The 26,757-nt window shown below is 66.3% G+C and carries 21 protein-coding genes and 1 tRNA gene; 12 read left to right on the forward strand and 10 right to left on the reverse strand.

Going from position 1 to position 26,757, the window contains the following annotated elements; translation table 11 throughout:
- Positions 1-62: 62 nt before the first annotated feature.
- The 3 genes from AC5ZH6_RS10015 to AC5ZH6_RS10025 all read right to left on the reverse strand — a co-directional run bounded on the left by AC5ZH6_RS10015 (position 63) and on the right by AC5ZH6_RS10025 (position 2,681).
- Positions 63-1,037, reverse strand: coding sequence for an NAD(P)H-quinone oxidoreductase (locus tag AC5ZH6_RS10015; protein WP_014359669.1), 975 nt, complete (start codon positions 1,035-1,037; stop codon positions 63-65).
- Between the two features lie 47 nt (positions 1,038-1,084).
- Positions 1,085-2,008, reverse strand: a complete 924-nt coding sequence (locus AC5ZH6_RS10020) for an acetoacetate decarboxylase family protein (RefSeq protein ID WP_014359670.1) — start codon at positions 2,006-2,008, stop codon at positions 1,085-1,087.
- 100 nt (positions 2,009-2,108) lie between these two features.
- Entirely contained in the window at positions 2,109-2,681 is a 573-nt protein-coding gene (locus AC5ZH6_RS10025; protein ID WP_006371549.1) for a TetR/AcrR family transcriptional regulator, read from the reverse strand.
- A gap of 158 nt (positions 2,682-2,839) precedes the next feature.
- Here AC5ZH6_RS10025 and AC5ZH6_RS10030 point away from each other — a divergent pair, with 158 nt between their 5' ends.
- Together AC5ZH6_RS10030 and AC5ZH6_RS10035 are read left to right on the forward strand one after the other, a co-directional pair.
- Entirely contained in the window at positions 2,840-3,523 is a 684-nt protein-coding gene (locus AC5ZH6_RS10030; RefSeq protein ID WP_006371547.1) for a type 1 glutamine amidotransferase domain-containing protein, read from the forward strand.
- 51 nt (positions 3,524-3,574) lie between these two features.
- Positions 3,575-3,659, forward strand: a tRNA-Leu gene (locus tag AC5ZH6_RS10035).
- A 68-nt stretch (positions 3,660-3,727) separates the two neighbouring features.
- Here the strand turns inward: AC5ZH6_RS10035 and AC5ZH6_RS10040 are convergent.
- Positions 3,728-4,384, reverse strand: a complete 657-nt coding sequence (locus AC5ZH6_RS10040; RefSeq protein ID WP_014359671.1) for a hypothetical protein — start codon at positions 4,382-4,384, stop codon at positions 3,728-3,730.
- Between the two features lie 285 nt (positions 4,385-4,669).
- Between AC5ZH6_RS10040 and AC5ZH6_RS10045 the strand changes: the two genes are divergently transcribed.
- The 4 genes from AC5ZH6_RS10045 (at position 4,670) to AC5ZH6_RS10060 (ending at position 9,196) form a co-directional block, all read left to right on the forward strand.
- On the forward strand, positions 4,670-5,575 hold the full coding sequence (locus AC5ZH6_RS10045) for a LysR family transcriptional regulator (protein ID WP_014359672.1): 906 nt from the start codon (positions 4,670-4,672) through the stop codon (positions 5,573-5,575).
- A gap of 195 nt (positions 5,576-5,770) precedes the next feature.
- Positions 5,771-6,550 (forward strand): SDR family NAD(P)-dependent oxidoreductase, encoded by a 780-nt coding sequence (locus tag AC5ZH6_RS10050; RefSeq protein ID WP_014359673.1) that lies wholly within the window; start codon positions 5,771-5,773, stop codon positions 6,548-6,550.
- Between the two features lie 865 nt (positions 6,551-7,415).
- Entirely contained in the window at positions 7,416-8,480 is a 1,065-nt protein-coding gene (locus AC5ZH6_RS10055) for an SHOCT domain-containing protein (protein ID WP_014359674.1), read from the forward strand.
- Between the two features lie 164 nt (positions 8,481-8,644).
- Positions 8,645-9,196: an NUDIX domain-containing protein gene (locus AC5ZH6_RS10060; RefSeq protein ID WP_014359675.1), complete on the forward strand. Its 552-nt coding sequence runs from the start codon at positions 8,645-8,647 to the stop codon at positions 9,194-9,196.
- Positions 9,197-9,212: 16 nt separating this feature from the next.
- Here the strand turns inward: AC5ZH6_RS10060 and AC5ZH6_RS10065 are convergent, their stop codons facing one another.
- The gene (locus AC5ZH6_RS10065; protein ID WP_288336965.1) at positions 9,213-10,931 is read right to left on the reverse strand and encodes a hypothetical protein; all 1,719 of its coding nucleotides are present in this window, start codon (positions 10,929-10,931) and stop codon (positions 9,213-9,215) included.
- A 238-nt stretch (positions 10,932-11,169) separates the two neighbouring features.
- Here AC5ZH6_RS10065 and AC5ZH6_RS10070 point away from each other — a divergent pair, with 238 nt between their 5' ends.
- From AC5ZH6_RS10070 to AC5ZH6_RS10080, 3 genes are all read left to right on the forward strand, one after another.
- Positions 11,170-11,382, forward strand: coding sequence for a hypothetical protein (locus AC5ZH6_RS10070; protein ID WP_006371538.1), 213 nt, complete (start codon positions 11,170-11,172; stop codon positions 11,380-11,382).
- A complete protein-coding gene (locus AC5ZH6_RS10075) occupies positions 11,382-12,890 on the forward strand; it encodes a DUF7782 domain-containing protein (RefSeq protein ID WP_020171608.1) in 1,509 nt (502 codons plus the stop codon). Before AC5ZH6_RS10070 ends, AC5ZH6_RS10075 begins: the two co-directional genes overlap by 1 nt.
- Before the next feature lie 138 nt (positions 12,891-13,028).
- On the forward strand, positions 13,029-14,177 hold the full coding sequence (locus AC5ZH6_RS10080; RefSeq protein ID WP_020171607.1) for an acid phosphatase: 1,149 nt from the start codon (positions 13,029-13,031) through the stop codon (positions 14,175-14,177).
- Positions 14,178-14,212: 35 nt separating this feature from the next.
- On the opposite strand, the gene AC5ZH6_RS10085 is transcribed toward AC5ZH6_RS10080, so the two are convergent.
- The 3 genes from AC5ZH6_RS10085 to AC5ZH6_RS10095 all read right to left on the reverse strand — a co-directional run bounded on the left by AC5ZH6_RS10085 (position 14,213) and on the right by AC5ZH6_RS10095 (position 18,654).
- On the reverse strand, positions 14,213-15,409 hold the full coding sequence (locus tag AC5ZH6_RS10085) for a trans-sulfuration enzyme family protein (RefSeq protein WP_020171606.1): 1,197 nt from the start codon (positions 15,407-15,409) through the stop codon (positions 14,213-14,215).
- Between the two features lie 39 nt (positions 15,410-15,448).
- Entirely contained in the window at positions 15,449-16,696 is a 1,248-nt protein-coding gene (opgC, locus tag AC5ZH6_RS10090) for an OpgC domain-containing protein (RefSeq protein WP_288336966.1), read from the reverse strand.
- A gap of 173 nt (positions 16,697-16,869) precedes the next feature.
- Positions 16,870-18,654, reverse strand: coding sequence for an AMP-dependent synthetase/ligase (locus AC5ZH6_RS10095; protein ID WP_271353434.1), 1,785 nt, complete (start codon positions 18,652-18,654; stop codon positions 16,870-16,872).
- A 243-nt stretch (positions 18,655-18,897) separates the two neighbouring features.
- Between AC5ZH6_RS10095 and AC5ZH6_RS10100 the strand changes: the two genes are divergently transcribed.
- The 3 genes from AC5ZH6_RS10100 (at position 18,898) to AC5ZH6_RS10110 (ending at position 25,484) form a co-directional block, all read left to right on the forward strand.
- Positions 18,898-20,661, forward strand: coding sequence for a DEAD/DEAH box helicase (locus AC5ZH6_RS10100; RefSeq protein ID WP_006371532.1), 1,764 nt, complete (start codon positions 18,898-18,900; stop codon positions 20,659-20,661).
- A gap of 161 nt (positions 20,662-20,822) precedes the next feature.
- Complete coding sequence (locus AC5ZH6_RS10105) at positions 20,823-21,152, forward strand: rhodanese-like domain-containing protein (protein WP_006371531.1); 330 nt, start codon at positions 20,823-20,825, stop codon at positions 21,150-21,152.
- 39 nt (positions 21,153-21,191) lie between these two features.
- Positions 21,192-25,484 (forward strand): PDDEXK-like endonuclease domain-containing protein, encoded by a 4,293-nt coding sequence (locus AC5ZH6_RS10110; RefSeq protein WP_020171603.1) that lies wholly within the window; start codon positions 21,192-21,194, stop codon positions 25,482-25,484.
- Here the strand turns inward: AC5ZH6_RS10110 and AC5ZH6_RS10115 are convergent.
- A complete protein-coding gene (locus tag AC5ZH6_RS10115) occupies positions 25,468-26,301 on the reverse strand; it encodes an SIR2 family NAD-dependent protein deacylase (protein WP_006371529.1) in 834 nt (277 codons plus the stop codon). The two genes, AC5ZH6_RS10110 and AC5ZH6_RS10115, sit on opposite strands and share 17 nt — an antisense overlap.
- A complete protein-coding gene (locus tag AC5ZH6_RS10120; RefSeq protein WP_020171602.1) occupies positions 26,298-26,738 on the reverse strand; it encodes an HIT family protein in 441 nt (146 codons plus the stop codon). The genes AC5ZH6_RS10115 and AC5ZH6_RS10120 overlap by 4 nt, the downstream gene beginning before the upstream one ends.
- Positions 26,739-26,757 lie beyond the last annotated feature (19 nt).

Raw genomic sequence — 26,757 nt, forward strand, 5'->3', positions numbered from 1 at the left:
CCTGCGCCGATGAGCTGCCGGGCGGTCCGGGTGATCTCTGTCTACATCGCCTTCTGTGCGGGTCACTGCCCGGTCAACAGGAGGACCTTCCCGACGGAGTCCGCCGATTCGAGCAGCGCCTGCCCACGCTCGGCATCGGCGAGCGGAATCCGTGCGGAGATCACCGGCGCGACGAGGCCTTGTTCGACGAGCGGCCATTCGTCGGCCGCCACCGCCGCCACGATCTCGGCCTTCGATCCCGGACCGGTCAGGGGACGGTTGCGGACGTTGAGTCCGATGATCCGGGCCCGCTTGCCGATCAGTGCGGCGACGTTGACCTCGCCGGTGAAGCCGCCCTGCATCCCGATGATCACCAGTCGTCCGCCCACGGCGAGGGCGTCGATGTTGCGCGACAGGTAGCTGCCGCCCATGATGTCGAGGATCACATCGGCGCGGCCGGCCAGCTCGGCGGCGAAATCCTGTTCGCGGTAATTGATCACGAGGTCGGCACCGAGCGCTCGGCAGCGCTGGGCCTTGTACTCGGAGCCGACGGTCACCGCGACGCGAGCTCCGAGCGCCTTGGCCACCTGGATCGCGTGGGTGCCGATGCCGCTGCCACCGCCGTGCACGAGCAACAGCTCGCCCGCGCGGAGCCCGGCGTCGGCGACAACCGTGGACCAGACCGTGCTCGCCACCTCGGGCAGCGCCGCGGCGTCGATGAGCGACACCGCCGACGGCACGGAAAGCACCTGGGTCACCGGGACGACGGCGTAGTCGGCGTACCCGCCACCGGCGATGAGGGCGCACACCTGCTGCCCGAGCGCGGGGGAGTCGGGGCCGACGTCTCGACCGAGCGCGACGACGGTGCCGGAGATCTCCATGCCCATGACGTCGGTGATGCCGGGCGGTGGTGGATACAGCCCCTGGCGCTGCATCAGGTCGGCGCGGTTGATCCCGGCGGCGGCGACGCGGACGAGTACCTCGTCGGGTCCTGGTGTGGGAGTGGGGATGTCGGCGACGGTGAGGTTCTTTTCAGCGTTGACGACGATGGCTCGCATGGTGGACGGAACCGAGCTCGTCGGAGTGGGGCTCGTCGGAGTGCGGCTCATCGGGCCGACCCGACCGAGAAGGGGACCGGCATGTGCAGCGCGGCCTGCGCCGACGTCGTGGCGTCGAAGCGGATGGTCCGCAGTGGCTTGAGGGAACGCAGAGCGTCGGCCATCCGGCCCTCGCCGACGGTCAACTCGAAACCCCGTGGAAACAATGATGTCCCGGTCGTCAGGAGGTTGGTCTGATTGAGCGTGGAGTGCCACGCTCCGTCGCGCCGGGTGTAGGAGGTGAGGGTCGAGACCCGCGCACCACTGGTGAAGTTCTTTTGTGCCGGAGTCGGTGCCGTGAACGCGACGTCGGTGCCACCGGCGTCATTGGCGATGTGCGCCGAGGTCCGGGTCGAGTCGATGCTGACCTGAAGGTCGGTGACCCACTTGGGAAATCCGTATCCGTCGTGGCCACGCACCTGCGCGATCTCGGTGTTGACCGGTAGCGAGAGCACATACGAGTGCAGGTGATCGTTGGCGAGGGCCGACGCGAGGTCGGCAATGCCACGCCCACCGTGGCGGGCCGGACGCACCGCGACCCCGACAGCCGCCTCGGTGTAGAAATCGATGTCGCACACGTCATATCGGAAGAACATCACCGACACCAGTCCGAGGCCGGGTGCGATCTCCAGGGGTGCGAGCTCGCTGGGGATGCGAGCGCGGATCGCGCGACTCGGGGCGAGCATCGTGAGCCGAGCCGAGGCCATCGCGTAGTAGAAGTTCGGCGTGCGAGTGGTGCCGATCGGTGACTGCACCTGCGTTTTCGGGAGAGTCCGGAAGAAGTCGACGCCGGGCACGCCGGGCATGGCCGCCACCTCGTCGAGTGGCGCGTCCATCCGGTAGCGGTCGAACATGCCGCCTCGCGGCACCGAGACCAGGCGTCCGCCCAGGTCGACGTCGACGGTGTCCTCGGTGGTGCTGGGGCTGGTCATCGAGTTACTCCTCGTGCGTATGTATGCATTGCTCACATGAGGGTAGAGCGATGAAGTGAACGCTGTCAACATTGACGAACTGGCTGCGGATTGAGCGAGGTCAGTGACGCAAAGACGCCAGCACGACGGAGCGGATGGTCGAGTCGATCGTGTCCGGCGTCGACGAATCGAGCTTGCCGTCGAGGAAGAGGAATGCGAGGCCATGCACCAGCGCCCACGCGCCGGTGGCCGTGGCATCCGGTGTGTCCGAGGGGATTGCGCGCTTCACGACGTCGCGGAGATAGGCGTGGATGGCCTCGACCGCCTCGACCCGCTCGGTGTTGTCGGTGTCGCAGACGCCGCCGAACATGATCCGGAACAGGCCAGGTCGGTCGATGGCGAAATGCACGTAGGCCACCGCGATATCGGCGAGATCTTGAGTCGAACTCGGATTCCGTTGCGCTGCTTGCAGAGTGGTGGCCAGTTCGCGATAGCCCACCGCAGCCACCGCGGACAACAGCGCGTTGCGGTCGGCGAAGTGGCGATAAGGGGCGCCGGTGGAGACCCCGGCCCGGCGCGCCACGGCTCGCAGCGACAGATCGGCGTCTGCGCCCTCGGCGTCGACGAGTTCGATCGCGGCACGGACCAGCGTGGCGGGCAGATCGCCGTGATGGTAAGCCGAACGAGGGGGCATGAAGCGAAGTGTATCCAGATCGATTCGCGAAGCGCCTCGCCGCCCGCGGGTGCGAGCGTCGGTTGACGTAGGGGAGCGCGAACGCCTAATGTATGCACCGTCTACATTGCGCCCGCAGAACGCGGACGCACGAAACCGAACCCACAGGAGCGTGTCTCATGGCGACTCGCATTCTCAACGTCGTCACCAACGTCGGGCATTACGACGACCCGTCCCACCCGACCGGCCTGTGGCTGTCGGAACTCACGCACGCGTGGCAGGTTTTCGACGACCGCGGCTTCGAGCAGACGATCGTCAGCCCGCGCGGCGGCCATGTCCCATTGGAGCCGCGATCACTGAAGTTCCCCAACTACGACAAGACCGCGAAGACCTGGCATGCCGATCCCGCGCGCATGCAACTGCTCGAGACCACCGCGTCACCCGACGAGATCGACTCCGCCAACTACGATGCCATCTACTTCACCGGCGGCCACGCGGTGATGTACGACTTTCCCGAAAGCGAAGGGCTACAGCGGATCACGCGTGAAATCTTCGAGCGGGGAGGGGTGGTCTCCTCGGTCTGCCACGGCTACTGCGGTCTGCTCAACACCACCCTGTCCGACGGCACCCTCCTCGTCGCCGGCCGCAAGGTCACCGGCTTTGCCTGGCAGGAAGAGGTGCTCGCGCGAGTGAACAAGCTGGTGCCCTACAACGCCGAGGCGGAGATGAAGAAGCGCGGCGCCCTGTACGAGAAAGGCCGACTGCCGTTCGTCTCGTACGCGGTGGTCGACGGAAACCTCGTCACCGGCCAGAACCCCGGATCGGCCAAGGAGACGGCTCTCAAGGTTGCGGCGCTGCTCTGATCGCAGTCGATTCCGTCGATCGCCGACGTGGGCGGTAGTCTGGTTCGGCACGCGCGAGTGGCGGAATTGGCAGACGCGCTGGATTTAGGTTCCAGTGTCCTAGGACGTGGGGGTTCAAGTCCCCCCTCGCGCACCATATGTCATGAGTCGCGACATCGTTGACGCACGATGTCGCGACTCATTGCGTTTCAGCGTTTGCGTGGGTCAGAGGGCGCCGTACTTGTCGATGATCGGTTCAAGCAGTTCGGCCGCGCGCACCCCGGTGATCACCTCGTCGTTTTGGACCTTGGTGACCACCTTGGATTCGGCGTCCTCGTAGACGTGTTCGCCGATGAGCAGACCCTCCTCGGTGTAGGGCCACACGAATGCCAGCGTGCGACGCACGAGGTAGTAGGCATCGGCGTCGTACTGGGATTCCGGCGCAGTATCGCTACCGACCGCCGCGAAGACGTTGTCGCCGAGGAGCGCTCCGGGAACGAACTGATTGAACTGGGCTTCGCCGCTGAAGCCCCAATCGTTCACCGCCATTTTCTGCTTCCCCGTCCACATGACCAGCATGTCCATCTCCGCGAGCTGCTGATAGAACGTGCGTACCGCGTCCATGCCGTCGAGGATCACGCCCTGCCCGCCCTCGAACAGCCGATAGTGCGGGTGACGGACGGTCATCGAGGGCGCCAGTAGATCCTCGTAGCGGCCGGACACCTCGAGGAGTCCGTGGCGTCGGTAATTGATCAGGATCTTGCGGTGCAGCGGGTTGTCGAGGCTCTCGATGAGTTCATCGACGTCGTCCATCATGTGGACGAACTCTTCTTCGTACGGGGTCTGAGCCGTGATGTTGCTGCTTGCCTGAATTGCGGTCATTCGATTCTCCTCATTCTGATTCCGTGCGTCACGCGGCCGACAACGCGCGCATTTCGAAACGCTTCGACGACGTGGCGTCGGCGTGTTGGGCGACGTGGCCCGCGAGCGGTTGTGCGGGCTGAACGGGCTGAGCACCCCGCCACAATCGCTGATCTGAGTGAAGCGCCCAGCGCAGCGCGAAGCCATGTCCAGTTCGACGAGTTTGTTCATCGATCGCTTAACGGTCCAGGTCACACCGCTGCCCCGGAAGTGAGGCGAGTCACAATTCGTTTAGACTGACTGATCGTGGACCTCAATTTGCGTCTGGTTCGGCGCCTCATCGCCGTCGTCGACGAAGGACATTTCGGACGGGCGGCCGATCGGAGCTTCATCAGCACACCCGCGCTGAGCCAGCAGATCCGAAAACTCGAACAGTCCCTCGGAGTCGATCTGGTCGATCGCACCTCCCACCCCGTGGTCCCGACAGAAGCGGGTCGCGCCTTTCTGACCGACGCCCGACTGGCCTTGAACGCCGCGGACCGAGCCGTCGCCTCGGCGGAGGCCTTTCGGCGGCGGGCCGCAAGCTCGGCACGTCTGGGATTCATGACCGCGAGCACCGGTATCCACCTGCGCGAGGTCCTCGACGAACTACAGCGGACGATGCCCTCGGCGACAGTGCAATTGCTCGAGCTCCCTTGGCCCCGACAGATTTCGGCGGTTCGTGAGCGTCAGGTCGACGCTGCACTGGTACGTCCGCCGGTCACCGACACGAGTGGCTTGCGCTTTGACGTGGTGGTGCAGGAAGGGCGGGTTGCTGCGCTGCCCACCGGCCACCCGCTCGCGGCTCGAACGTCGATCGGCATAGGCGAACTCGACGATGAGCTGCATGTCGCCGACGATGAGGCGGATCCCGCATGGGTCCGCTGGTGGGCATGCGATCCCCGTCCCGGTGGGAAGCCCGTGCGGTACGGGCCATCGGTCCAGACGATGGACGAGCTGCTGGAGGTGGTTGCCGCCAGGCAAGCGATGGCGATCACCGGACAGTTTGTCGCCGATGCGTACCGCAATCCCGGGGTGGTCTTCGTGCCGATCGAAGACATCGATCCATGTCCACTGTCGCTGTGCACGCGCGCCGATGATTTCTCGCCGCTCGTGAACGCACTTCGGCGCGCGGTTGCGTCGGTCCGCACCGGACGCCGCGAAGCTCGCTGACCTGGAAGGGGCCGGTTCCTCGGTGGACCGGTCGGTGGTACCTGGGTCGTTTCTCATCTGCTTAACGCCGAATGGGCAATGCGACATGGACATTCCGCGCTTCCGATCAGAAGGTGGTGATCGTCACACGACGCTGTGTGATTCATCCAAAGGAGTTCATTCGATGACGAACCATCTGTGTAGGGAGCGACGCGCATGACAACTCGCGTAGCCATTGTCACCGGCGCCGCCCGCGGCCTCGGAGCCGAGATCGCACTGCGCCTGGCCGCCGATTACGACGTGCTCGTTCTCGCCGACCTCTCGGCGGAACACCCTGAGCGGGAATCAGATCCACGCTGGCAGGAGGTCGACGCCGATGTGGTGCCGATCGCCTGTGACGTTCGCGATGCGGCCGCGGTGTCGGCGATGTTCGATACGGCCGCAGAGGCCGGGACCCTGTGCGGCCTGGTGAACACAGCGGGCACCGGACTGTTCACACCGCTGGTCGAGATCGATCAACAATTGTGGGACAACACGTTTGCCGTCAATGCTCGCGGTACCTTCCTCACCTGCCAGGAGTTGGTGAAACGGGCCGACGGGCCCGCCGCGATCGTCAATATCGCCTCCATCGGCGCCCGGCTCGGCAATGAGATGCTCACGCACTACGGGGCGTCGAAGGCCGCTGTCATCGAACTCGGCCACAGTGTCGCGCGGTCGGGAGCGCTGCGCGAAATACGTTGCAACACGGTGCTCCCCGGCCTGATTCTCACCGATATGTGGCGACAGACCATTGCGTGGCTGCGCGGTCGCGACAGTTCTCTGGAGGGAGTATCTGACGACGACGTGTTCGCCGGTTTCGTTCAGCAGATGGTGCCCATGGGTCGGCCCCAATCTGCTGGTGACATCGCCGAGATGGTGGCCTTCCTGCTCAGCGACAAGGCACGCAACGTCACCGGGCAGTCGATCGCCGTCGACGGTGGGGCGGTCATGAGCTGATGGCTCATGATGTCCTGGGCTGACGGAGCTCACCTACCAGGAACGAGGTGAGTCGGCAGTCTCACTGCCGTCGATGCCGCGACCGGCGAGACCGCTTCTGACCCAGTGGCATTCCCGGGTCGCCGTGTCGGTCAACGAGCGGCGGGGCGTGGACCGATACGGCGACCTCGGGGCAAGTTGGCGAGGAGTGAGTTGGAGCGTGAAAGTTGACGAGGCGTCAACCGTTGTGGCCGGGAACATCTGGTGAGCTGGCCCGCGGTTGGCCGCGGACACTTTGTCGAGTGCGGTGACGGTGAGGGCCTCTGAACAGCTTTCGTCCTCGGCTGCGGGGCAGTTCCAGCTGCTCGATTGACCGACGTTCATGTAGAGGATCGTCGGGGGCGTCCAGAGTGCTCGCCGCGACAGTCGGGGTCGACGTCGAGTGAGTGTCGGCTTCGGAGCTGCAGTCTGCCGCGCTGCCGACGATCAGGATGCTGACGGCTGTATAAACGGCATTCTTTCAGTCGACATGTTGTATTCTGCTCGTCGGTTCTTACGCGATGGGCATTCGTGGATTTCCCTCCATCCGACGGCAAAGCTCCAACGGCGCTCGCGGCCATCGACTGGAGTTCGCACTGAGGGTGAATCGCTGTCGTGGTGTGAATCGGGTACCTGCTTCTGGAGCAGTCGGCCGCGTGCGGGTGCTCATCGTAGGCAGGTCCAGTGACGGGCGATTCACCGCTGGCACTCAGCGCGGTGTGCTCTACCCATTGGCCACCTCCGCGACGCATTCGTCTGGCCGGACTACAGTCGTAACGAAACGGCCGTCCGGTCCGACTCGTATGTCAAGATGCGACAGTGCAGTGGGATCGATTGAAGGTGTGTGATGGCGGAGCTTAGTCCGAAGATCAAGGCGAAGAATGCGGAAAAGTGGCTGCAGGCTCTCGCTCCTGTCCTGCTACCCGGAGAGACGGTCTGGGCGGTGTTCGGCCGAGGCCGCATGAAGCCGCTCACGAACGCAACCGCTGTTACGAATGCCCGCGTCATTGGCTTCTATGCCGCCGATCGGGACCCTGAGAAGCGCGTGCCTTTGTCGCTCTACGCGAATGAAATTCGAGGCCTGAATTTTCCGGTCAAGATGGGTAATACGAGTCTCGTCGTAAACACTGCGATGACTGAAGTCAACTTTGGGAATCTGGATCAGAGTGAAGTGGATTTCGCCCGCCACTACATCGACTACCTTGCCAGGAATGGTATCGATCCGGCAATGGCCGAGGCGGTGAATCGACGCAATCAGGAGTACGCGGCCTCGCAGGCTGCAGAGGCAGACCGCATTCAACGGCGTGATCATGTTGAGGTCTTCGGATCGCCGATGAAGGACAAGTGGTGGGAGGCAGTCGATCGCCATGCGCACGATGATGAGCTTCCTTGGTTCATCATCAATGGGGGCACAGACGGTCGGCTGTTCGCCTTCGAGGATCGCCTGGTGATTTCCAAGACGGGAGGAATGACCGGTTTCATGGCCGGTGCGACAGGCGGTGGACGGGAGACCGTGTTTCATTACACCGATATCACCAACATCGAGTACAACAGCGGCTTTGTGAACGGCGTGCTGGAAGTGCTTACTCCGAGTTACCAGGGAACTGCAAATCATGACTTCTGGAACTCGAGCAAGAACGGCTCGCGGAACCCTCACGAACTCTCGAACTGCCTTCCACTTCCAAAGGCTCTCTACCAACAGGTTCAGCCGAAACTGAAAGAACTGCAGCGCAAGGTAGCAGAGGCAAAGCGGCCACAAGTGATCGTTCAGCAGGCCGCGCCGGTATCCGGATATCCCGGAGGCGGATTGGCAGATGAACTGGCCAAGCTTGCTGATATGCACGAACGAGGATTGCTTGATGACGACGAGTTCAGATCGGCGAAGCAGGCAGCCATCGCGAAGCTGTCGTAGGACCTTGTTACGTAAGGACTGTCCCAAGTGCGCCGCGTCCCGCCGAACCCTGGAGGGCCGGCTGAAACGACCCTTGGATCTTGAACCGTCTTCGGGTTCGCCTCAGGCTCGTTGAGTTTGTTCGGACACCTGCCGACCGCCAGCCGATCGAGCACAATCGAGCCATGCGCGCCGATGACCCCTGGACCCTGCTCGGGTCTACGATCACCTACGAGAATCCGTGGATGCGTGTCCGTGAGGATCGGGTGATCACACCTCTGGGCACCGAGGGCATCTATGGCGTGGTGGAGTCCAACGATTCGGTCATGATCGCGGCACTCGACGATGCCGACAGGCTCTACCTCGTGCGGACATTCTCCTATCCGTCACAGCAGTGGCACTGGGAACTGCCCGGGGGTGGCGGTGACGGTCAGGAGGCACTGACAGCCGCGGCGCGAGAGCTCCACGAAGAGACCGGGATTCGTGCCTCGGCGTGGGAAGTACTCGGCCGGACACGCGTCTGCAACGGGCTCATGACCGAACGGATGGCCACCTGCCTGGCCCGTGACCTCACCTTCGACGGAGAGCGGGAGGTCTCCGACGAGCAGTTCGACACCGCTGAGTTCTTCACAATGGCCGAAGTCGACGAGATGGTGGCCACAGGTGGGATCGACGACGGACAGAGCATCACGGCAATTCACCTGGTGCAGAAGTGGATCGACCACGCTCGCCGATGAGCGCGGTCGACCGGTTCTAATTGATGCCCGGGATCCGGATCGGTAGACCCGGGATGACCGGCGCCGGCGTCGACGTCGGTGAGGACGCGCCGCGCCGTGGCGCGCTCGACGGTGCGGAACTCGACGGTCGGCCCGGCCGGGCGACGGTCGGCGTGGTCGTACTCGCCGACGGCAAGACCGCATTGTCGCGATTGACCTGTGCGCCGCGGCCGGTCCCGGTGGTGTCGTCCTCACTCAGGCACATCGATCGGATCACGTTGTGGTAGTTGACGAGCCCGTAGGTCAGAGGTAGCGCCGCCACGGCGCCGATGGCCCGCGTGGGGGAGAGGAAGCCGACGGTCGGGCTTCCCAGGATCTGACCTTCGGCCAAGCCGCCGACCGTGGTGAACAGGTAGAGCGACAGATAGTACGAGTAGTAGGCGGCGGTGAGCGACTTGGTGACGGTCAGGTCGGCGACGCTCACGGTCTCGAACGGATTGTCTCCCTGATCGAGGTTGTGCTTGAGGCCGATCGTGATGTCGAGCGGGGCGCCGCCGACGTAGGGGATCAGACTGCCGACGAGCGAGGCGAAGGACTCGAGTTGTGTGAAGTCGGCTGGATCGGCGGGAATCAGGTTGTGCGGCACCTGGGTTGCCCGCATCTTCGCCAGAATCGCGTTGGTCTCGCTCGCGATCTTCTGCTTCTGTGCGTCGGTGGTGACCAGTTGTTGCGCATACTCACCGGTGCGGGTGACGATGCGGCTGAGCGGCAGCGTGCCGATCTGCCGGCAGTTGTCATTGTCGGCGAGCGCGAGCTGTCCTGCGGCGGCGCGCACCGCGGCGGGGATGTCGATGTGGTAGGTGACGTCGTCGCTGGGGCGCCCGGCCTGCTCTCGCTGATCTTCGGTGACCCGGGCGACGCACTGGTTCATCACCATGTTGGAGATCCCCTGATACAGGTACTGCGACCCCAGGACGCCGCCCTGTACGGCGAGTTGCAGGATGGTGTTGTACGTGAAATACCCCTGGTAGCTGTCGAGAGCCGTGCCGGTCAACGGACTACCCAAGAACGGGGTGAGCTGAACGGCGAGTTTCACCGGCGCGACGACGGTGACGAACAGATACAGCCACACCGTCTCCACCGCCTGGGTCAGGGTGATGTTGCCGAGCGGAATCGCCTCGTTCTCCTGGCCATCGCGAATCTTCAACAGCTGCGTGACAATCCACTGGGACACCGGGCCGCGATAGGTCATCGACGGATCGGCGGAGTCGGCGCCGAGTGCCATCGGGTTGTCGGATATCGCCAGCGTCGAGACGTTCAGGCGCTTCATGTCCCGATGCGCGGCATCGCGTGCGGCGTAGGCGTTCTGGCGCAGTTGCGGGGGCAGCGAAGGCAACAGAGATTCAAACAGCGAGTCATACACCACCGACAAACTGGTGAACTCACCACTGACGCAGACCGTCGCCTTGCCCTGGTTCTCCTGCAGAGGCGCGAGCAACGAGCGCGGGCTCTGCGCGATACGGTCGATCCGCTCCTGATAGGTCTCGGGCTCAGGAGCCTTTGGGGACTTCGGGGCCGCCTTCTCCGCGACCGGTGCGGGAGCAGGGACCAACGCCGGATTGATCACCGCCGCAGTGCCGTTGGAAGTGAACGCGCTTGCCGAGAACGCCGTGAGCGTCGCCACCGCCGACACCCGTACGGCCCACGTGCGAGCACGTCGCGAGCGTCGATTCCCCACCGCACCAACAGTCTTCACGCGCACTCCTCCGACCCCAGAACAGACATCCGGCCTCGGTTCTCCGACATCGGCCAGGGGCCTCGAGGAGAAGTCCTCGTGCGGGAAACCGAAAGTAAAGTTAGCATAACCTTTGCATTACGAGCGGATCGTGACCGCAATCACGACCGGGGCGGGGCTGCGTCGAGGACGGGCCTGGTCAACGAGTAGGTCGTCAACCAAGGTTGACCCGCGGCGAGCTCCGGTGAATGATGATGCCATGCGCACAAGCCTCGGACCAGATGAATCGGGTGACCCCGACAACCCGGTGACCGCCTTGACCGCCGTCGCCCGGCGTCGTGCCGAGATCGCCCGTGACGAGGAGGTCGCCGTCCGACGAGCCCGCGCGGCCGGCCTTTCCTGGGCCGAAATCGGTGTGTTGCTTGGCGTTTCCAAACAGGCCATGCACAAGAAGTATCGGAGCGTCGGTTGATGACGACGCTGCCTCTGCAGTCGCGCCCGGTGGTGCTCGCCCTCGGAGCCGACCTACGCGCCGCCGGCTACACCGCGGACGGGGTGGCGGCGGCGCTCGGCGACGACGCCAACGATGCCTTGGTGCGCGGGGTCTGGTGGCCCGCATTGCGCGCAGCGCGTCCCGGCGGTGCCCGGGAGTCGCTGTCGACATTGATCAGGCTGTTCCTGCTCGGCTCCGACGAGGACGAGCCGACGCTGGCGGCGGCCTTCCCGAGCACCGGCGTGCAGGCGCTGATCGCCGAAGGCGTCGTCGAACAGCGCCCCGACGGCCGATACCGCGCGATCCTCGATATCCGACCCCACGCCGACGATGCCAACGACTTTCTCGTGATCTCCGATCAGGACGCGGCGATGCGCAGCGGACCCGTGGCCCACGACCACGTGCTCGGCATCGGTGGAGCGTCGATCTCGTTGGCGCGCGCGGTGATCCGCGACCGCGTCGACACGGCCCTGGATCTCGGCACGGGGTGTGGCATCCAAGCATTGCATCTCGACGCCCACTGCGGGTCCATCGTGGCCACCGACACCAATCCACGAGCTCTGGCCCTGGCCGCGGCCACCGCGACGCTCAACGACATGACCTGGGATCTGCGGGCGGGCAGTCTGTTCGAGCCGGTCGCCGGGGAACGGTTCGACCTGATCGTGTCCAACCCGCCGTTCGTGGTCGGGGCCGGCGCACAGGACTACATCTACCGTGACTCCGGGCGGGCCGGCGACGCCCTGTGCGCCGAGCTGATCGCCGGGTTGCCGGACCACCTGACCGACGGTGGTACCGCCCAGTTGCTCGCCAACTGGATGGTGCGCGACGGCGCCGACTGGCGACAACGCGTCGGCGGCTGGTTGGCCGGCACCGGACTCGACGCCTGGGTGGTGCAACGAGAGCTTGCCGATCCGATCAGCTACATCTCGCTGTGGCTCTCCGATGCCGGCGAGGATCCCGACCAGGTCGCCCGACGCGGCTCCGACTGGTTCGATTGGTTCGCCGAGGAGAAGATCACCGGAATCGGCATGGGCGTCATGACCGTTCGCAAGCGCGCCGGCTCGCGATCAACCGATGGCGAGCACATCCTCGAAGAGATCACCGCTGCGGGGGAGGAGGTGACCGGTCCCGAGGCCAAAGCCTTCCTGGACCGGCGCGCCTACCTGCGTGCCCACGACGACGACCACCTGCTGACGGCTCGGTTGGCCTGTGCGCCGGTGTTCTGCGAGACACAATCCTTACCCGGCGACGACGGTTGGCAGGAGATCGGGTCGGCGGTGCGGCGCCCCGGCGGACCGGGCGCTGTCCTCGGCGTCGACGAGGTATCGCGAGCGCTGCTTGCCGGATGTCGCGGAGCGGTCGAACTGGGCACCCTGATCGATTTGCTTGCCGCGCACCACGGTGTCGACGCCGACGCATTGGCACAGGCAGCACTTCCCGTGGTCCGCGAGGCGATCGGCCGCGGAATCCTCTTCGAGGTTCGGTGAATGTCCGATCCCGCACGACTCTTCACCGACTGTTCACCTGGTGTGAAACCGGTCGATGCCGTGTGATCCGGTGACCTCCGTGAGGTGAGACACCGAGATGTGTGGTGCCGGCGTTGCCGGCCGGACCCGGAGGAGACCATGAGGCGTCGGACAGTGAACTCGATGGTGGCAGCGATCCTGGCTGCCGCAGCATTGGTGCTCCCCACCGCGGTGGCGCAATCGCCGGCCACTGCCGCCCCGGCATGCGCGTTCGCGCCGACGCAGGTGCCCGCATCCGCAGGTTTCGCTGCAGGGCAAACCGATCAGGCATTCGCGACCCCCGCGCCGCGCGATCACATCGCCATCCTGGACGGCTTCTCGTCGATCTCCCCGCTGGTGCGTCAACAGAACCTCGCCGAGGCGGTCGCCATCAACAACACCGCAAGCCCGGCGACCGCCCGCGCCGCGGTGAACGACAACTATGCGATCGAGGGCCCGGCGATCTTCGACGCACTGGGTTCCCGTCTGGCTCCGGCGTTCTACGCGGCGCTGCGTGCCGGACAGTTGCCGAAGACCGCCGCGCTGCTACTCGGCGACGAGTCGCCGGCCGGCGAGCGGACCGGAACCAGCAAGGAGAAGAAGTACTTCCAGTACCCGCGGCCGTTCGAGGTTGCGCCGCAACTGATCCGCCACTACGGCGACGGCCGCCCCGATCTGTACGCGGCGGTGCGCGGTAGCGGCTCCTACCCGTCGGGTCACACCACCTGGGGCTACACCCAGGCCTTCCTGATCGCGGCGATGTTGCCCGAGGAGGGCCCGCAGATTCTCGCGCGCGGCGCCGACTACGGGTACCACCGCGTTGTGCTCGGGGTGCACTATCCGCTCGACGTCATCGGTGGTCGGATGCTCGCGCAGGCCGTGACCTCCGAGATGCTCGGTGACCCGCGGTTCGCCGGGTTGTTCGCGCAGGCGCGTACCGAGCTGCGGGCGGTGCTGCAAGCACGCGTGGGCGCCCCGATTGGGGCGATCGTCGCCTGCCAGCAGGCCGCCCAGCCCACCGCGACGGCGCTGACGACCTACCGGCAGCGTGCGACCTTCTCCTTCCTGCCGTCCGGGGCGGCCCAGGCGGAGAACGTCCCCGCAGGAGCCGAAAACCTCATCCGCGCCGCACATCCCGGACTCAGCACGGCCCAGCTGCGCGACATCCTGGCCCGGACCGCGTTGCCCGCCGGCTACCCCCTGGACAAGAGCGGGCTGTCCGGCGGATGGCAGCGGCTCGACATCGCACGCGCATGGGTGACCCGCTGAGAGTGCCCTCGAGCGCGTGCCGTCGCGGCCGATGGTCAGCCGAAGGTGGTGTCGAGGGCGCGGGTGAGATCGTCGACGAGATCGTCCGCGTCCTCCAGCCCGACCGAGAACCGCAAGTGCCCAAAGGTGCGAAAGGGCTTGGGATAGGCGGCGACCCGTGGTCCGTCGGTGCCGACGTGCACGATGAGCGACTCGTCGTGACCCAGCGAGACCGCCGAGGTGATCACTCGCAGGTGCGACACGAACCGATTCTGGGTCGCCGGATCACCGTCGACGGCGAAGGCCATCATTGCGCCGAACCCGCGCCCGCCGAATTGCCGTGCGGCGAGGTCGTGTTGTGGATGGGTGGCCAGCCCCGGATAGGCCACGTACGCGATTCGCGGATCGCCGGCGAGGAGTTCGGCGAGTCGCTGCGCGGTCGTCTGATGCTGACGCAGCCGCAGCGGCAGGGTGATGGACCCGCGGTCGATCAGCCACGCGTTGAACGGTGAGATGACCCCGCCGACGTCGACCATCGCCTCGGACTTGATCCGTGCGATGAGATGCTGCGCGCCGATCACCGCGCCACCCATGGCATCTCCGTGTCCGTTGATGTACTTGGTGAGCGAGTGCACGACGAGATCGGCGCCGTCGGTCAACGGCCGATACAGCGGCGGGGGAGTGAAGGTCGAGTCGACCATCAACAGCGCATCGGCGCGGTGCGCGATCTCGGCGAGTGCGCCGATGTCGGCGACCTTGGTGGTCGGGTTCGCGATGGCCTCGGTGACGAGCATCCGGGTGGTGGGCCGGACAGCTGCGACGACGGCGTCGAGATCGGTGACGTCGACGAAGCTTGCCTCGATGCCATACTTGCGCGGCATCAGTTCGGTCCACAGTTTGAACGTCGCCTCATAGGTCGTGTCGGAGACCACCACGTGGTCGCCGGTGGCGAGGAACGTGAAGAACACCGCGTGCAGGGCAGCGACGCCGGAGGCGAGTGCGACGGAGTCGTCGCCGTGGTCGAGTAGTGCCAGTTTTCGCTGCAGCGCAGCCTGATTGGCGCCGGTGTTGCGGGTGTAGAAGAGTTGATCGGTGCCCGACCAGTCGGCGGTCTCCGGATTCGGTGGCAGGTGATACGAGTTGGCCATGGTGATCGGGGTACGGATCGAGGGCCCGCTCGTGTCATTGCCCGCGTGCACACACGCCGTCATGTCGCCGCTCGCGCGCAGTAAGTCGTCGGTGTGCTCATCCATGTCGCTTCCACTCCGCTCGGACGTCGGTCATATCGTGTCTCATGCTGCCCGGTCGTCGGCGGATACCTCTCGCCGGCCCGTCCACCCGCGCGGAGAGGGCGCAACGTCGGCGACGGGTGCCGACGCAAGGGCGGGCGATGAGCTCGCGGTGGTCGGGCATGCCGGCCCCGCAGCGTCCGCTCGTGTCATGGTGAGCCGGGCGAGGACGGGAGCGCCGAGAATGACGGGCAACCGGTGCAGCTTGTCGATCCCGAGCGCGAGCCGGACCTCGGCCCACGCCCAGCACGTCCCGAACACGCCGATCGCGAAGGCGGTCATGAGCAGGGGTGACCACGGTCGATCGACGACGAGGATCGGTACCGCGACGAGTGCCAGCGCCTGGATCACATACGAGTCGAGGCTGCGGGTCCCCGACATCAGCAGTGGCCGCAACCATTCTCGTGACCACAACGACAAGAAGATCCGGCACAGCCCGTAGACCGCCGGCACGAGCACCCAGGCGCCGACGGCTCGTGCCGGTCCGAACTCGAGTTTGTCGCCCAGGAAGGACTCGGCCGTGTGCCACGGACCGGCGGTCACCAGATAATGCGTGCACACTGCGATACCCGCTGCCACCAACACCACAGCCGGGAGGTGTCGCTCGATCCGCCCGGCGAGATCCCAACGACGCCACTGCCATCCGACGATGAGAGCAGGAACGAACATGATCTGCCAGCCCGCCCAGTTCTGGATGCGGGCGCCCGACGGTTGTGCAACCAGATAGAACCAGTCGGGTGCGGCGAATTGCGAAACCGCGTACAGCGCCACGGACGCGGCGAGGACCGGCCGCCACCACCCGCGCACCAGAAGCGGAAAGACGGCGAACGCCGAGCCCATCAACACCATGTAGAGCAACAAGATGTTGCCGCCGCTGGGCAGATAGCTCATCGTCACCGCCATCACCAGGCCCTGACCCCACCCGTCGACCGGACGGAGCCAGGTCAGGTGCCCGAACCCGGCCATCCCGGCCGCGACCGCAGCCAGCGACAGCGTGAGCTGGCAGACGTAAAGTGCGGCAAGCCGTTTGGCCAGGCGCGTATAGGTGAATCGCAGACCGCGGGTCTCGATCCACCGATGGTGCACCAACCCCAGGACGAACCCCGAGAGCAGGACGAACACGCTCATCCCATCGACGTACGGGAACACGTGGGTGGGCATGGCGATTTTCGCGCCGTCGGCGAAATGGGCGGTGATCATGCTCCAGATCGCCAGGCCGCGTGTCACGTCGATCGCGAGGTCCCGGTTCATCGGTCCCGACAGTAGGACCGGGTCGCCTCCTCCCCGAGTGCGACGCGCGATCGAGTCCCAATCGTCACATTTGCCACATTGGAAACTTTGGTCACAGGTCGGTCATCGGTGCGACGCAACGACGAGGGGCCTCCCGGACATCGCCCGGGAGACCCCTCGTCGGAGCTCGGTGCTCAGGTGTACAGGTCGGCGATCGCCTGCTTGTAGGTGTCGCTGATGACGTTGCGCTTGAGTTTCATCGTCGGAGTGAGTTCTCCCGATTCGATGGTGAAGTCGGTGTCGAGAATCTCGAACTTCTTGATCGCCTCGGCCTTGGACACCTTCGAGTTGGCCTCGTCGACGGCCTCGGCGATCTCGGCGCGCAATTCGGCGTTTCTGGCCAGGTCGGCCAGCGAGGTGTCGGCCGGCAGATTGTGACGCTCGAGCCAGCCCGGAGTCGCCTCGGGGTCGATCGTGATGAGCGCGCCGATGAATGGCTTGTTGTCGCCGACCACGAGGCACTGGCTCACCATCGGGTGCGCACGGATGGCGTCCTCGAGCTGCGCCGGCGACACGTTCTTACCGCCTGCGGTGACGATCAGTTCCTTCTTCCGGCCGGTGATGTAGAGATAGCCGTCCTCGAGGCGGCCGATGTCGCCGGTGTGGAACCAGTCATCGTGGATCGCCTCGGCGGTGGCCTCCGGGTTGTGCCAATAGCCGGTGAACACCACCGGTCCCTTCAGCAGCACCTCGCCATCCTCGGCGATGGCCACCGACACCCCCGGGACTGGGCGACCGACCGATCCCACACGCTGGTGGTCCTCGTTGTTCGCGGTGACCGCCGCGGTCGTCTCGGACAGGCCGTATCCCTCGTAGACGGGGATGCCGACACCCCGGAAGAAGTGGCCGAGGCGGGCTCCGAGCGGGGCGCCGCCGGAGATGGCCCCCTCGCAATTGCCGCCGAGTGCGGCGCGCAGCTTGTTGTAGACCAGCGCATCAAAGATCTTGTGCTTGATCGTCAACACCAGTCCGACCGAGCCTTTTTCGGTGGCCTTGCTGTACTCGATGGCGGTGTCGGCGGCCTTGTCGAAGATCGAGCCCTTGCCGCCGTCATAGGCCTTCTGCTTGGCGGAGTTGTAGACCTTCTCGAACACGCGCGGTACCGAGAGCACGTAGTTCGGCTTGAAGACCGCGAGATCGTCGATGAGGTTCGGGATGTCGTTGGTGTGGCCGAGGATCACGCCGTTCTCGACGCAGCCGACCGCGACGACACGGGCGAAGACGTGGGCCAGCGGGAGGAAGAGCAGGGTCGACTTGCCCTCGGCGAGGCCGGCGCCGACCGCATCCCGCGTCGCCGCGCACTCGGCGAGGAAGTTGGCGTGGGTCAGCACGACGCCCTTCGGCCGGCCGGTGGTGCCCGAGGTGTAGATGAGGGTCGCCGCGTCGGAGGACAGTTGATTGGCGTGCCGCTCGTCGAGTTGCTCGTCGCCGATCTGCTCGCCGCGCTTGGTCAGTTCGTTCACCGCGCCGCGCTCGATCACCAGGGTCTCGCGCAGCGGATCGCCGGCCTCGACGACCTCGGCATGCTTGGTGAACTGCGCCTCGGACTCCACGATCAGAAGGGACGTTCCCGAGTTCTCGACGATGTACTTGACCTGATCGGTCGCCGAGGTCTCGTAGATGGCGACGGTCACCGCCCCAGCGCGCCAGATCGCGTAATCGAGAACCGTCCACTCGTAGCGGGTGGAGGACAGGATCGCGACCCGGTCGCCGGGCGCGACCCCCGAAGCGATCAGGCCCTTGGCGACGGCGTCGACCTCGTCGGCGAAGTGCTTGGCGGTCACGGTGATCCACGTGCCGCTACTGCGCCGCTTGAACAACGGCATCGTCGGGCGCTCGGCGCGATACCGCAGGATCGCGTCGACGGTGGTCGCCTTGTCGTCGACGGAGAGATCGGACGGTGTCGTGTACTCCTGCATGCTGCTCCTGATGAAGAACCCGACATAGCGGACAACCCGCTGGTCGGCGCGGCGATTTTATGTGCGACCGAGGGTACCAGGATTCATGAGAGGCCCGTCACACCAGGCGGTGGTGGTGGGTGACGTCGGCGGTCGCGTGCTCGAAGCCTCTTCCACGTTGGTCTGTGGACAGATGCGCCTCGAGATGCGGTCTCTTCGGTCCTCGCGCATTACAGTTGACTCGATGAACGGGATACGCAGACCATGACCGAGACCCCAGCCGCCGACCGCCCCGACGCCGACGCGATCACCTTCGACGACCTCGACATCGACGACCGTGTGCGCAGTGCGATCGCCGAGGTCGGATACGAGACACCCTCGCCGATCCAGGCTGCGACGATTCCGCCGTTGATGGCGGGCCGCGATGTCGTCGGCCTGGCCCAGACCGGTACCGGTAAGACCGCGGCCTTCGCGATCCCGATCCTGTCCCGCATCGACCCGGCGGTTCGTCGTCCGCAGGCGCTGATCCTCGCGCCCACGAGAGAACTCGCCCTGCAGGTGTCCGAGGCCTTCAGCCGGTACTCGGCGCACATGCCCGAGGTGCGGGTGCTGCCCATCTACGGTGGGCAGAGTTATGGCGTGCAGCTGGCCGGGTTGCGGCGCGGTGCGCAGGTCATCGTCGGAACCCCGGGCCGTGTCATCGATCACCTCGACAAGGGCACCCTCGACATCTCCGAACTCGAATACCTCGTCCTCGACGAGGCCGACGAGATGTTGACGATGGGTTTCGCCGAGGACGTCGAGCGCATCCTGGCCGAGACGCCCGACTCCAAGCAGGTGGCGCTGTTCTCCGCGACCATGCCCAGTGCGATTCGCCGACTCGCGCAGAAGTACCTGCACGATCCGCAGGAGATCACGGTCAAGTCCAAGACCGCGACCGCTCAGAACATCACGCAGCGCTATCTGCAGGTGTCGCATCAGCGCAAGCTCGACGCGTTGACCCGGTTCCTGGAGGTCGAAACCTTCGACGCGATGATCGTGTTCGTGCGCACCAAGCAGGCGACCGAAGAACTCGCCGAGCGGCTTCGGGCGCGCGGATTCTCGGCGGTCGCCATCAACGGCGACATGGTGCAGGCCCAGCGAGAGCGGACCATCAACCAGCTCAAGGACGGTGGGATCGACATCCTCGTCGCCACCGACGTCGCCGCTCGCGGACTCGACGTCGACCGCATCTCGCATGTGGTCAACTACGACATCCCGCATGACACCGAGTCCTATGTGCACCGCATCGGGCGGACCGGCCGGGCCGGCCGGTCGGGTAACGCGCTGCTGTTCGTCTCGCCGCGGGAACGCCACCTGCTCCGGGCCATCGAACGCGCCACCCGCCAGCCGCTGACCGAGATCGGGCTGCCGTCGGTGGAGGACGTCAACGCCCAGCGTGTGGCCCGCTTCGCTGACTCGATCACCGAGAACCTGACCTCCGATCACCTCGACATGTTCCGCAAGCTCGTCGAGGACTACGCACGCGACAAGGACGTCGCCATGGCCGACATCGCCGCGGCGCTGGCCCTCGAGACGCGCGACGGTGGCTTCCTGATGGCTCCCGACCCGCCCGAGAGCGAGCGGCCGGCCCGCCGTGAACGGGAACCGCGCAAGGGGGGCGGCTCGTATGCCACCTATCGCATCGCGGTGGGCCGCAAACACAAGGTGTCACCCGGCGCGATCGTCGGTGCGATCGCCAACGAGGGCGGCCTCACCCGGGGTGATTTCGGCAACATCAGCATCCGCGACGACTTCTCCCTCGTCGAATTGCCGGACAACCTCGACCGCGACACCCTCGACCGGCTCCGCGACACCAGAATCGGCAAGCACCCGATCGATCTGCGTCGCGACCAGGGCCCACCCCGCGCCCGGGGCGGCAACAAACGCGCTGGTCAAGGTCAGCGCGGTCGAGACGGTCACCACTCGCGCGGTGACAGCTGGGGCAAACGCGGCTCGCGTCATGTCGCCGGTCGCGGACGTAGCTGAGGCGACTCCCCAGGGCGGTCGGGACACCCGATGCGTAGGTGACACTGTTGGGCGTTTCGAGATTGTTCCGTAACCTTGGTGGCGGATCGAACGATGATCCATGTGGACACCGTCCGACCCGACCGTCAGATTTACGCGAGCATTTTCAGGAGTAGTCACCAGTGTCAGTGGTGGATTCGATCTCAGCAGCCGAAGCCTTGTCCCACACCCGCGAGGGCGACGCCGTCGTCGTCGACGCCCGCCCCCAAGTGGTCCGCCACCAGGGTTCCTTGCCCGGTGCGGTCGTCGTGGACCCGACCGACGTCCGGTCGCGATTGGCCCCGACGCCGTCGGGAACGTTCCCGGTCATCGGGCATCGCGACACGGAGATCAACGTCGTATCCGTGTCGTCGCAGGCACCGCGCATCGCCGAGCAGATCGCCGACCTCGGCTACACGAATGTGCACTACGTCGACGGTGGTTTCCCGGCACTTCGGCGTACCACCCCGTGATCGTGTGGCCTGCCACCGGCGCGTCGACTTGATAGCGTGATGGGTCAGCCCGACCGTGGGCCGGTGCCGTCCGGCCAGGTCGGGGGATCTGCGCAGGAGGAAGCCGGGCTGATGGCCGAGCAGGAGACTCTCGACGACCGTCGTGACCAGGTCGTGCGTCTGCTCGAATTCCTCTCCGACCTCCTGGCCACCCGCGCCGGTCGTCGGCGCCATGTCGACGCCCATCGCGCCCGGCTCGACGTCGGTCCGGGTACCGCGGTCACGGTGCGTTCGGGTGCCGCGGCCGGCCAGGTCGTCGTGGAGCTCGACCCCGGCTACGTCGGCTACGACGAGCTCGACGCGATGATCACCGAGCTGTACGACCATCCGGAATCCCGCGAACTCGTGGTGGCCGGTGGCCTGGTGGTGGTGACCTCGGTGATCGGGGCCGGCTCTCCGGACGACGGCGCATCCGAACTGGTACGGGAGTACCTGCTGACCCAAGAGGTTGTCGCGCAGCGCGATCCGGACACGGGCGCGTTGCGGATCTCGCTCGGCGCAGGGTCTGCGCCGAGTGTCCAGGACGCCCGACTGCTCGCGGGGATCGAGGGAATCGACCTCTCCCGGACGGTCAAGCTCCACTCCCGTTTCGAGGCTCTGCCCAGTGTGGTGAGTCCCAAGGCCACCGATCTGCTCGACGAGTGGATTCCGCGTGTCGACACCGACCCCGACCAGGTCACCGTGGTGGTCGATCCGTCGGCTACGGCGTTGGTCCTTCGCGAGCGGTCGACCACTGCTCTGGCGGCGTTCTACGACACCGTCGCCGACCGGCTGCGTGAGTCCACCGAGGACGTGCCGATCGGGTTGGCGCAGCTGGTGGCGCCGATCGAGGTCGACGAGCGCGTCGAGGCGCTCGCGGCCTCGGGAGCCCTGCCCGCCGGCGAACTCATCACCGACGCGCTCTATCCGTTGCCGTCCAATGTCGAACAGCGTGATGTGCTGTCGCGTCTGGGCGCCGACAGCGGTGTCGTGGTCGAAGGGCCGCCGGGCACCGGGAAGACCCAGACCATCGCCAATGTGGTTGCCGCCCTTCTATCCAAGGGCCAGCGGGTGCTGGTGACCAGCGAGAAGGCCGGCGCGCTCGCGGTGCTGCGGGACATCCTGCCGCCGGAGTTGCGCGCGCTGACCGTCTCCACCGCCGACCTGTCCCGCGATCGCTTCGAGTCGGTGGTCTCCGGTGTCGAGGAGATCGCCGAACGCAAGGCGACCTACGTCGACAGCGTCGGCAGCGCCGAGATCGACGATCTCTCTGCGCGTCGGCAGCAAGCGGTCGAGCGGCGCGAACGCGCGCTGCGGGGGCTGTGGGAACTGCGCCGCTCCGAAACCGAGGTGCACGAATGGGTGGCCGGTGACTTCTCCGGGACGGCCGCGGCGATCGTCCGGCAGACCAACGCCGACGCTGACCGGTTGGACTGGCTCCCGGGCCCGATCGACGGGGCATTCGCGCCACTCGATGCGAGCGAGTTCCGGCGTCTCCTCGAATTACTGAGGGCCACGAGAGGACAGACGCCGCGACTGTCCCAGCGTTTCGTCGATCTCGATGATCACCTTCCGGATCCCGCGACCATGGACCAGATCTGTGCGCGGATCGCGCGGCGGCCGGCCGAGCCTATGGTCGGCAGCGGATCGCTGATGTCGATCCTCGGCGATGTCGCCAGCCCGCGATTGCTCCATATCAAGGAGATCTGCGATCACCTCGGCGTCGCCGCCCACGAGGTCGGTACCTTTCCGCCGACCATGATCGACATGGCCGATCGGCTTCTCGCCGGACAGGCCGCGCACCTGTGGTCTCGGGTCACCGCCCTCTCGCCGGTGATCGCCGACGCCGCGCGCCGCGATCGCGAGCTCGGCGCGCACAGTGTCGTCGTGGACGGTGCGCGGCCGGGGGACGGTGAGCTGTTCGCCGCGGCAGCGGCCCACCTGCGCGACGGCGGACGCTGGCGCGGCCGTTTGCGCCGATCCGAGGAGCAGCGTGCGGTCGAGGAATCCGGTGTGGTCGTCACCGTCGACGGCCGGCCGGCCACCGACGAGCGGTCGTTGCAGGCGGTGGCCGATCATCTGGCCGTCTTCGACGCCGTGCATCAGGCGCAGCGCGTCCTCGGCGACCTGCACGTCCCCATCGACACCTCGGGCTCGCGGTCGTCGCAGCTGAACCGGCTGGTCCTCCTCGACGGGCAACTCGGCTGGATCTCGGCCCTGGTCACCGCGCGCGACGACCTCGTTCGTGAACTCGAGGTGATCAGTCCGGGCGGCCCGCGACCGCGCAGTGTCACCGAAGCCGCGCGCGTGGCCCGCGAGGCCGGCGCGATCGCCGCGGCCAACGATGCCCTGCTCGCCGAGGAAGAGCTCGCCGAGCACGCCTACAGTCTGGCTGCGCAACTGGAGAAGGGGCCCTCACCGGAGGGCGATGCCCTGGTCTCCGCACTGGCCAACGCCGATGCCGAGGCCATCCGCGCCGCCCGGCGCGCGGCAACGGTCGCCCGGACGGAATGGGAGGACCAGACCGCCCTGGACCTCCTCATGCTGCGGTTACGCAGCAAGGCACCGGATTTCGCGGATCTGTTGGCGTCCACGGCCGACGACCCGCGATGGGACGCGAGACTGCGCGATGTCTCCGACGCATGGGCGTGGCGACGTGCACGGACGTGGGCCGCCGAACGCAGCGATCCCAAGGGGGAGCAGCGGTGGTCGGCTGCCCTCGACGAGGCCGAGGCCGACATCGCGCAGTTGACCACACAACTCGCCGCGGCCCGCGCGTGGCGGGCGTGCCTGTCGCGCGTGACCGTGGCCCAGGTCCAGGCGTTGCAGTCCTATCGCGACCACATGATCAACCTCGGCAAGGGGTCGGGTAAGCATGCTTCGAGGTTCCGCGCTGCAGCCCGGGAGGCGATGGAGCAGGCATCAGCCGCGGTGCCGGCATGGGTGATGCCGATGTCGCAGGTGGTGGACATGATTGCGCCCGAACAGAATTCGTTCGACGTGGTGATCGTCGACGAAGCCAGTCAGTCCGACATCACCAGCGTGTTCCTGCTCTGGCTCGCTCCGCGGGTGATTGTGGTCGGCGACGACCGGCAGTGCGCCCCGACGGGGCTGGCGGGCACCACCCTCGACGACGCCTTCGCCGCACTCGACGCCCGGTTGCCCGACCTGCCGCACTATCTTCGTGACGGTCTCACGCCGAGATCGAGTCTGTTCTCGTTGCTGCGCAGCCGATTCGGCCACGTCATCCGACTACGGGAGCATTTCCGCTCGATGCCCGAGATCATCGGCTACTCGTCGGCGCAGTTCTACGCCGACGCCCCGCTGATCCCGGTCCGTCAGCACGGCGCGGACCGACTCGATCCGCTACGGACCGTGCGGGTATCGGGAATTGCTCAGGGGCAAGGTAATTCGATCGTCAACACCAGCGAGGTCGACGAGTTGGTGTCGACACTGGTCGAGTGCCTGGCCGACACTGCCTACGACGGACTCGATTTCGGTGTCATCGCCTTGCAGGGCACCAAGCAGATCGACCTCCTGACCCGTGCGTTGCGCGAGGCGGTCGACGACGAGACGTGGCGTGCCCGGCGGATTCGGGTGGGGTCACCGCCTGACTTCCAGGGTGATGAGCGGCGGGTGATCTTCTTGTCGATGGTGGTTTCCGACCCCTCGTCGATCGCCGCCCTGACGCGCGCCGAGTCGCAGCGCCGCATCAATGTCGCTGCGTCTCGCGCGATGGATCAGATGTGGCTGTTCCACTCCATCGATCTCGCCGACCTGGGGGAGGGTGACCTGCGGCGGTCGCTGCTGGGCTATATGCAGGCCAATGCCGGACCGGTCATCGACGCCATGCCGGTCGACGTCCCCGATGACCGCAGGGTCGAACCGTTCGAGAGTCTCTTCGAGCAGAAGATTTTCAATTGCCTTGCCGCGCACGGTTATCACGTCACGCCCAAGGTTTCGGTCAACAACATGTGCATCGATCTGGTGGTCACCGGCGCCGACGGCCGTTTGGCGGTCGAATGCGACGGTGATGAATTCACCACGACCGGTGCGCAAGCCCGTTCCGACATGGAGCGTGAGCGCGAACTGCGGCGATGTGGTTGGGAGTTCTGGCGGGTGCGGGAGTCGGAGTTCGAACTCGACGCCGACGCCGCGCTGGCGCCGCTATGGGAGGCTCTCGATCGCCGTGGTGTGAAGCCCGGATCGGTGGCCGGCCCGCATGTCGGTATCGCGGGAACCGCTGTCTCGGAAGGCTCGTCGGCGGAACTCGCCGCGGTGTGGGAGCCGGTGGATCTCAGCGCAGGCGAGTAGGCGGCACCTCCAGCGCCTGCACCAGTGCGGGTAGCGCCACCGCCGCGCCGACCGGAATACGTTGCTGCACAGACGGTGTCAGCGCCGAGGGCTCGGGATTGATCTCGATGACCGGAATCCCGGCGGCCGCGGCGCGTTCGGGTAGCGACGCTGCCGGGTACACGATCCCGCTCGTGCCGATCACGAGGACGACGTCGGTCGCGCGGAAGGCTGCATCGGCGCGTTGCCACTCCTGCGCGGGCAGTGGTTCACCGAACCACACCACGCCCGGACGCACCAGCTCGCCACAGACCGGGCACCGCGGAGGCTCTACCCTCGGCAGCTCGCCGGTGACCTCCGGGTCGGCGACGTCGATGGGGTCGGTCTCGGTGAACCGATGCCCACAACGGGAGCAACGCGGCGCGAACAGGCTGCCGTGCAGATGACTGGTCACCGGCGTGCCCCCACGTTCGTGCAGGTCGTCGACGTTCTGGGTCACCACCATCACCGCGCGCGGATCGTCTCCCGCCGCGCGCCCGGCATGCCGGAGCTCGGCGAGTGCGCGGTGCCCGGCGTTCGGCTCGCGGCGTCGGACCTGTCCGGCACGCCACTGATACCAACCCCACACCAGCGCCGGATCGTCACGCCAAGCCTGCGGCGTGGCCAGAGTTGTCGGATCGAAGTTCTCCCACAGACCGGTGCGGACGTCTCGGAAGGTGGGGATGCCGCTCTCGGCGCTCATTCCCGCGCCGCTGAAGACCGTGACCCACTCGGCCGCGCGAACGATCTCGGTGACCTCGGGCGGGATCAGTGGCTCGCCCCGGTGCTCGTCGGTCATCGCACCTCACGATTCCCTGGTGCCTCGAGGGCCGCACGCAGCAGCATCGCTGTGGAGTCCGGATCGGGATCGCGACGAACGATCATTCCGCGGACGAAGCGCAGGCGATCACCGTCGTGTCGTGGCACGACGTGCAGATGGGTGTGGAAGACGGTCTGAAAGGCCGCCCGACCGTCGTTGATCGCGAGGTTGACGCCGTCGGCGGCCAGCGGCGAGCGCTTCATGGCCGCGGCCACGGACTGGCCCGCGCGCAGCATGCGCGCGCCGAGTTCGGGTGCGAGGTCGGCCAGCCCGGTCGAATGTGTCCGGGGCACCAACAGCGTGTGGCCGCGGGTGATCGGCCGGATGTCGAGAAAGCCCAGGACATCGGGGTCGGAGTAGACGACGCGGGCTGGGGCCGCGCCCGACACGATGTCGCAGAAGACACAGTCGGTCATGGTCGATCACCCTACGTCG

This window comes from Gordonia sp. YC-XJ4, assembly GCF_059511865.1.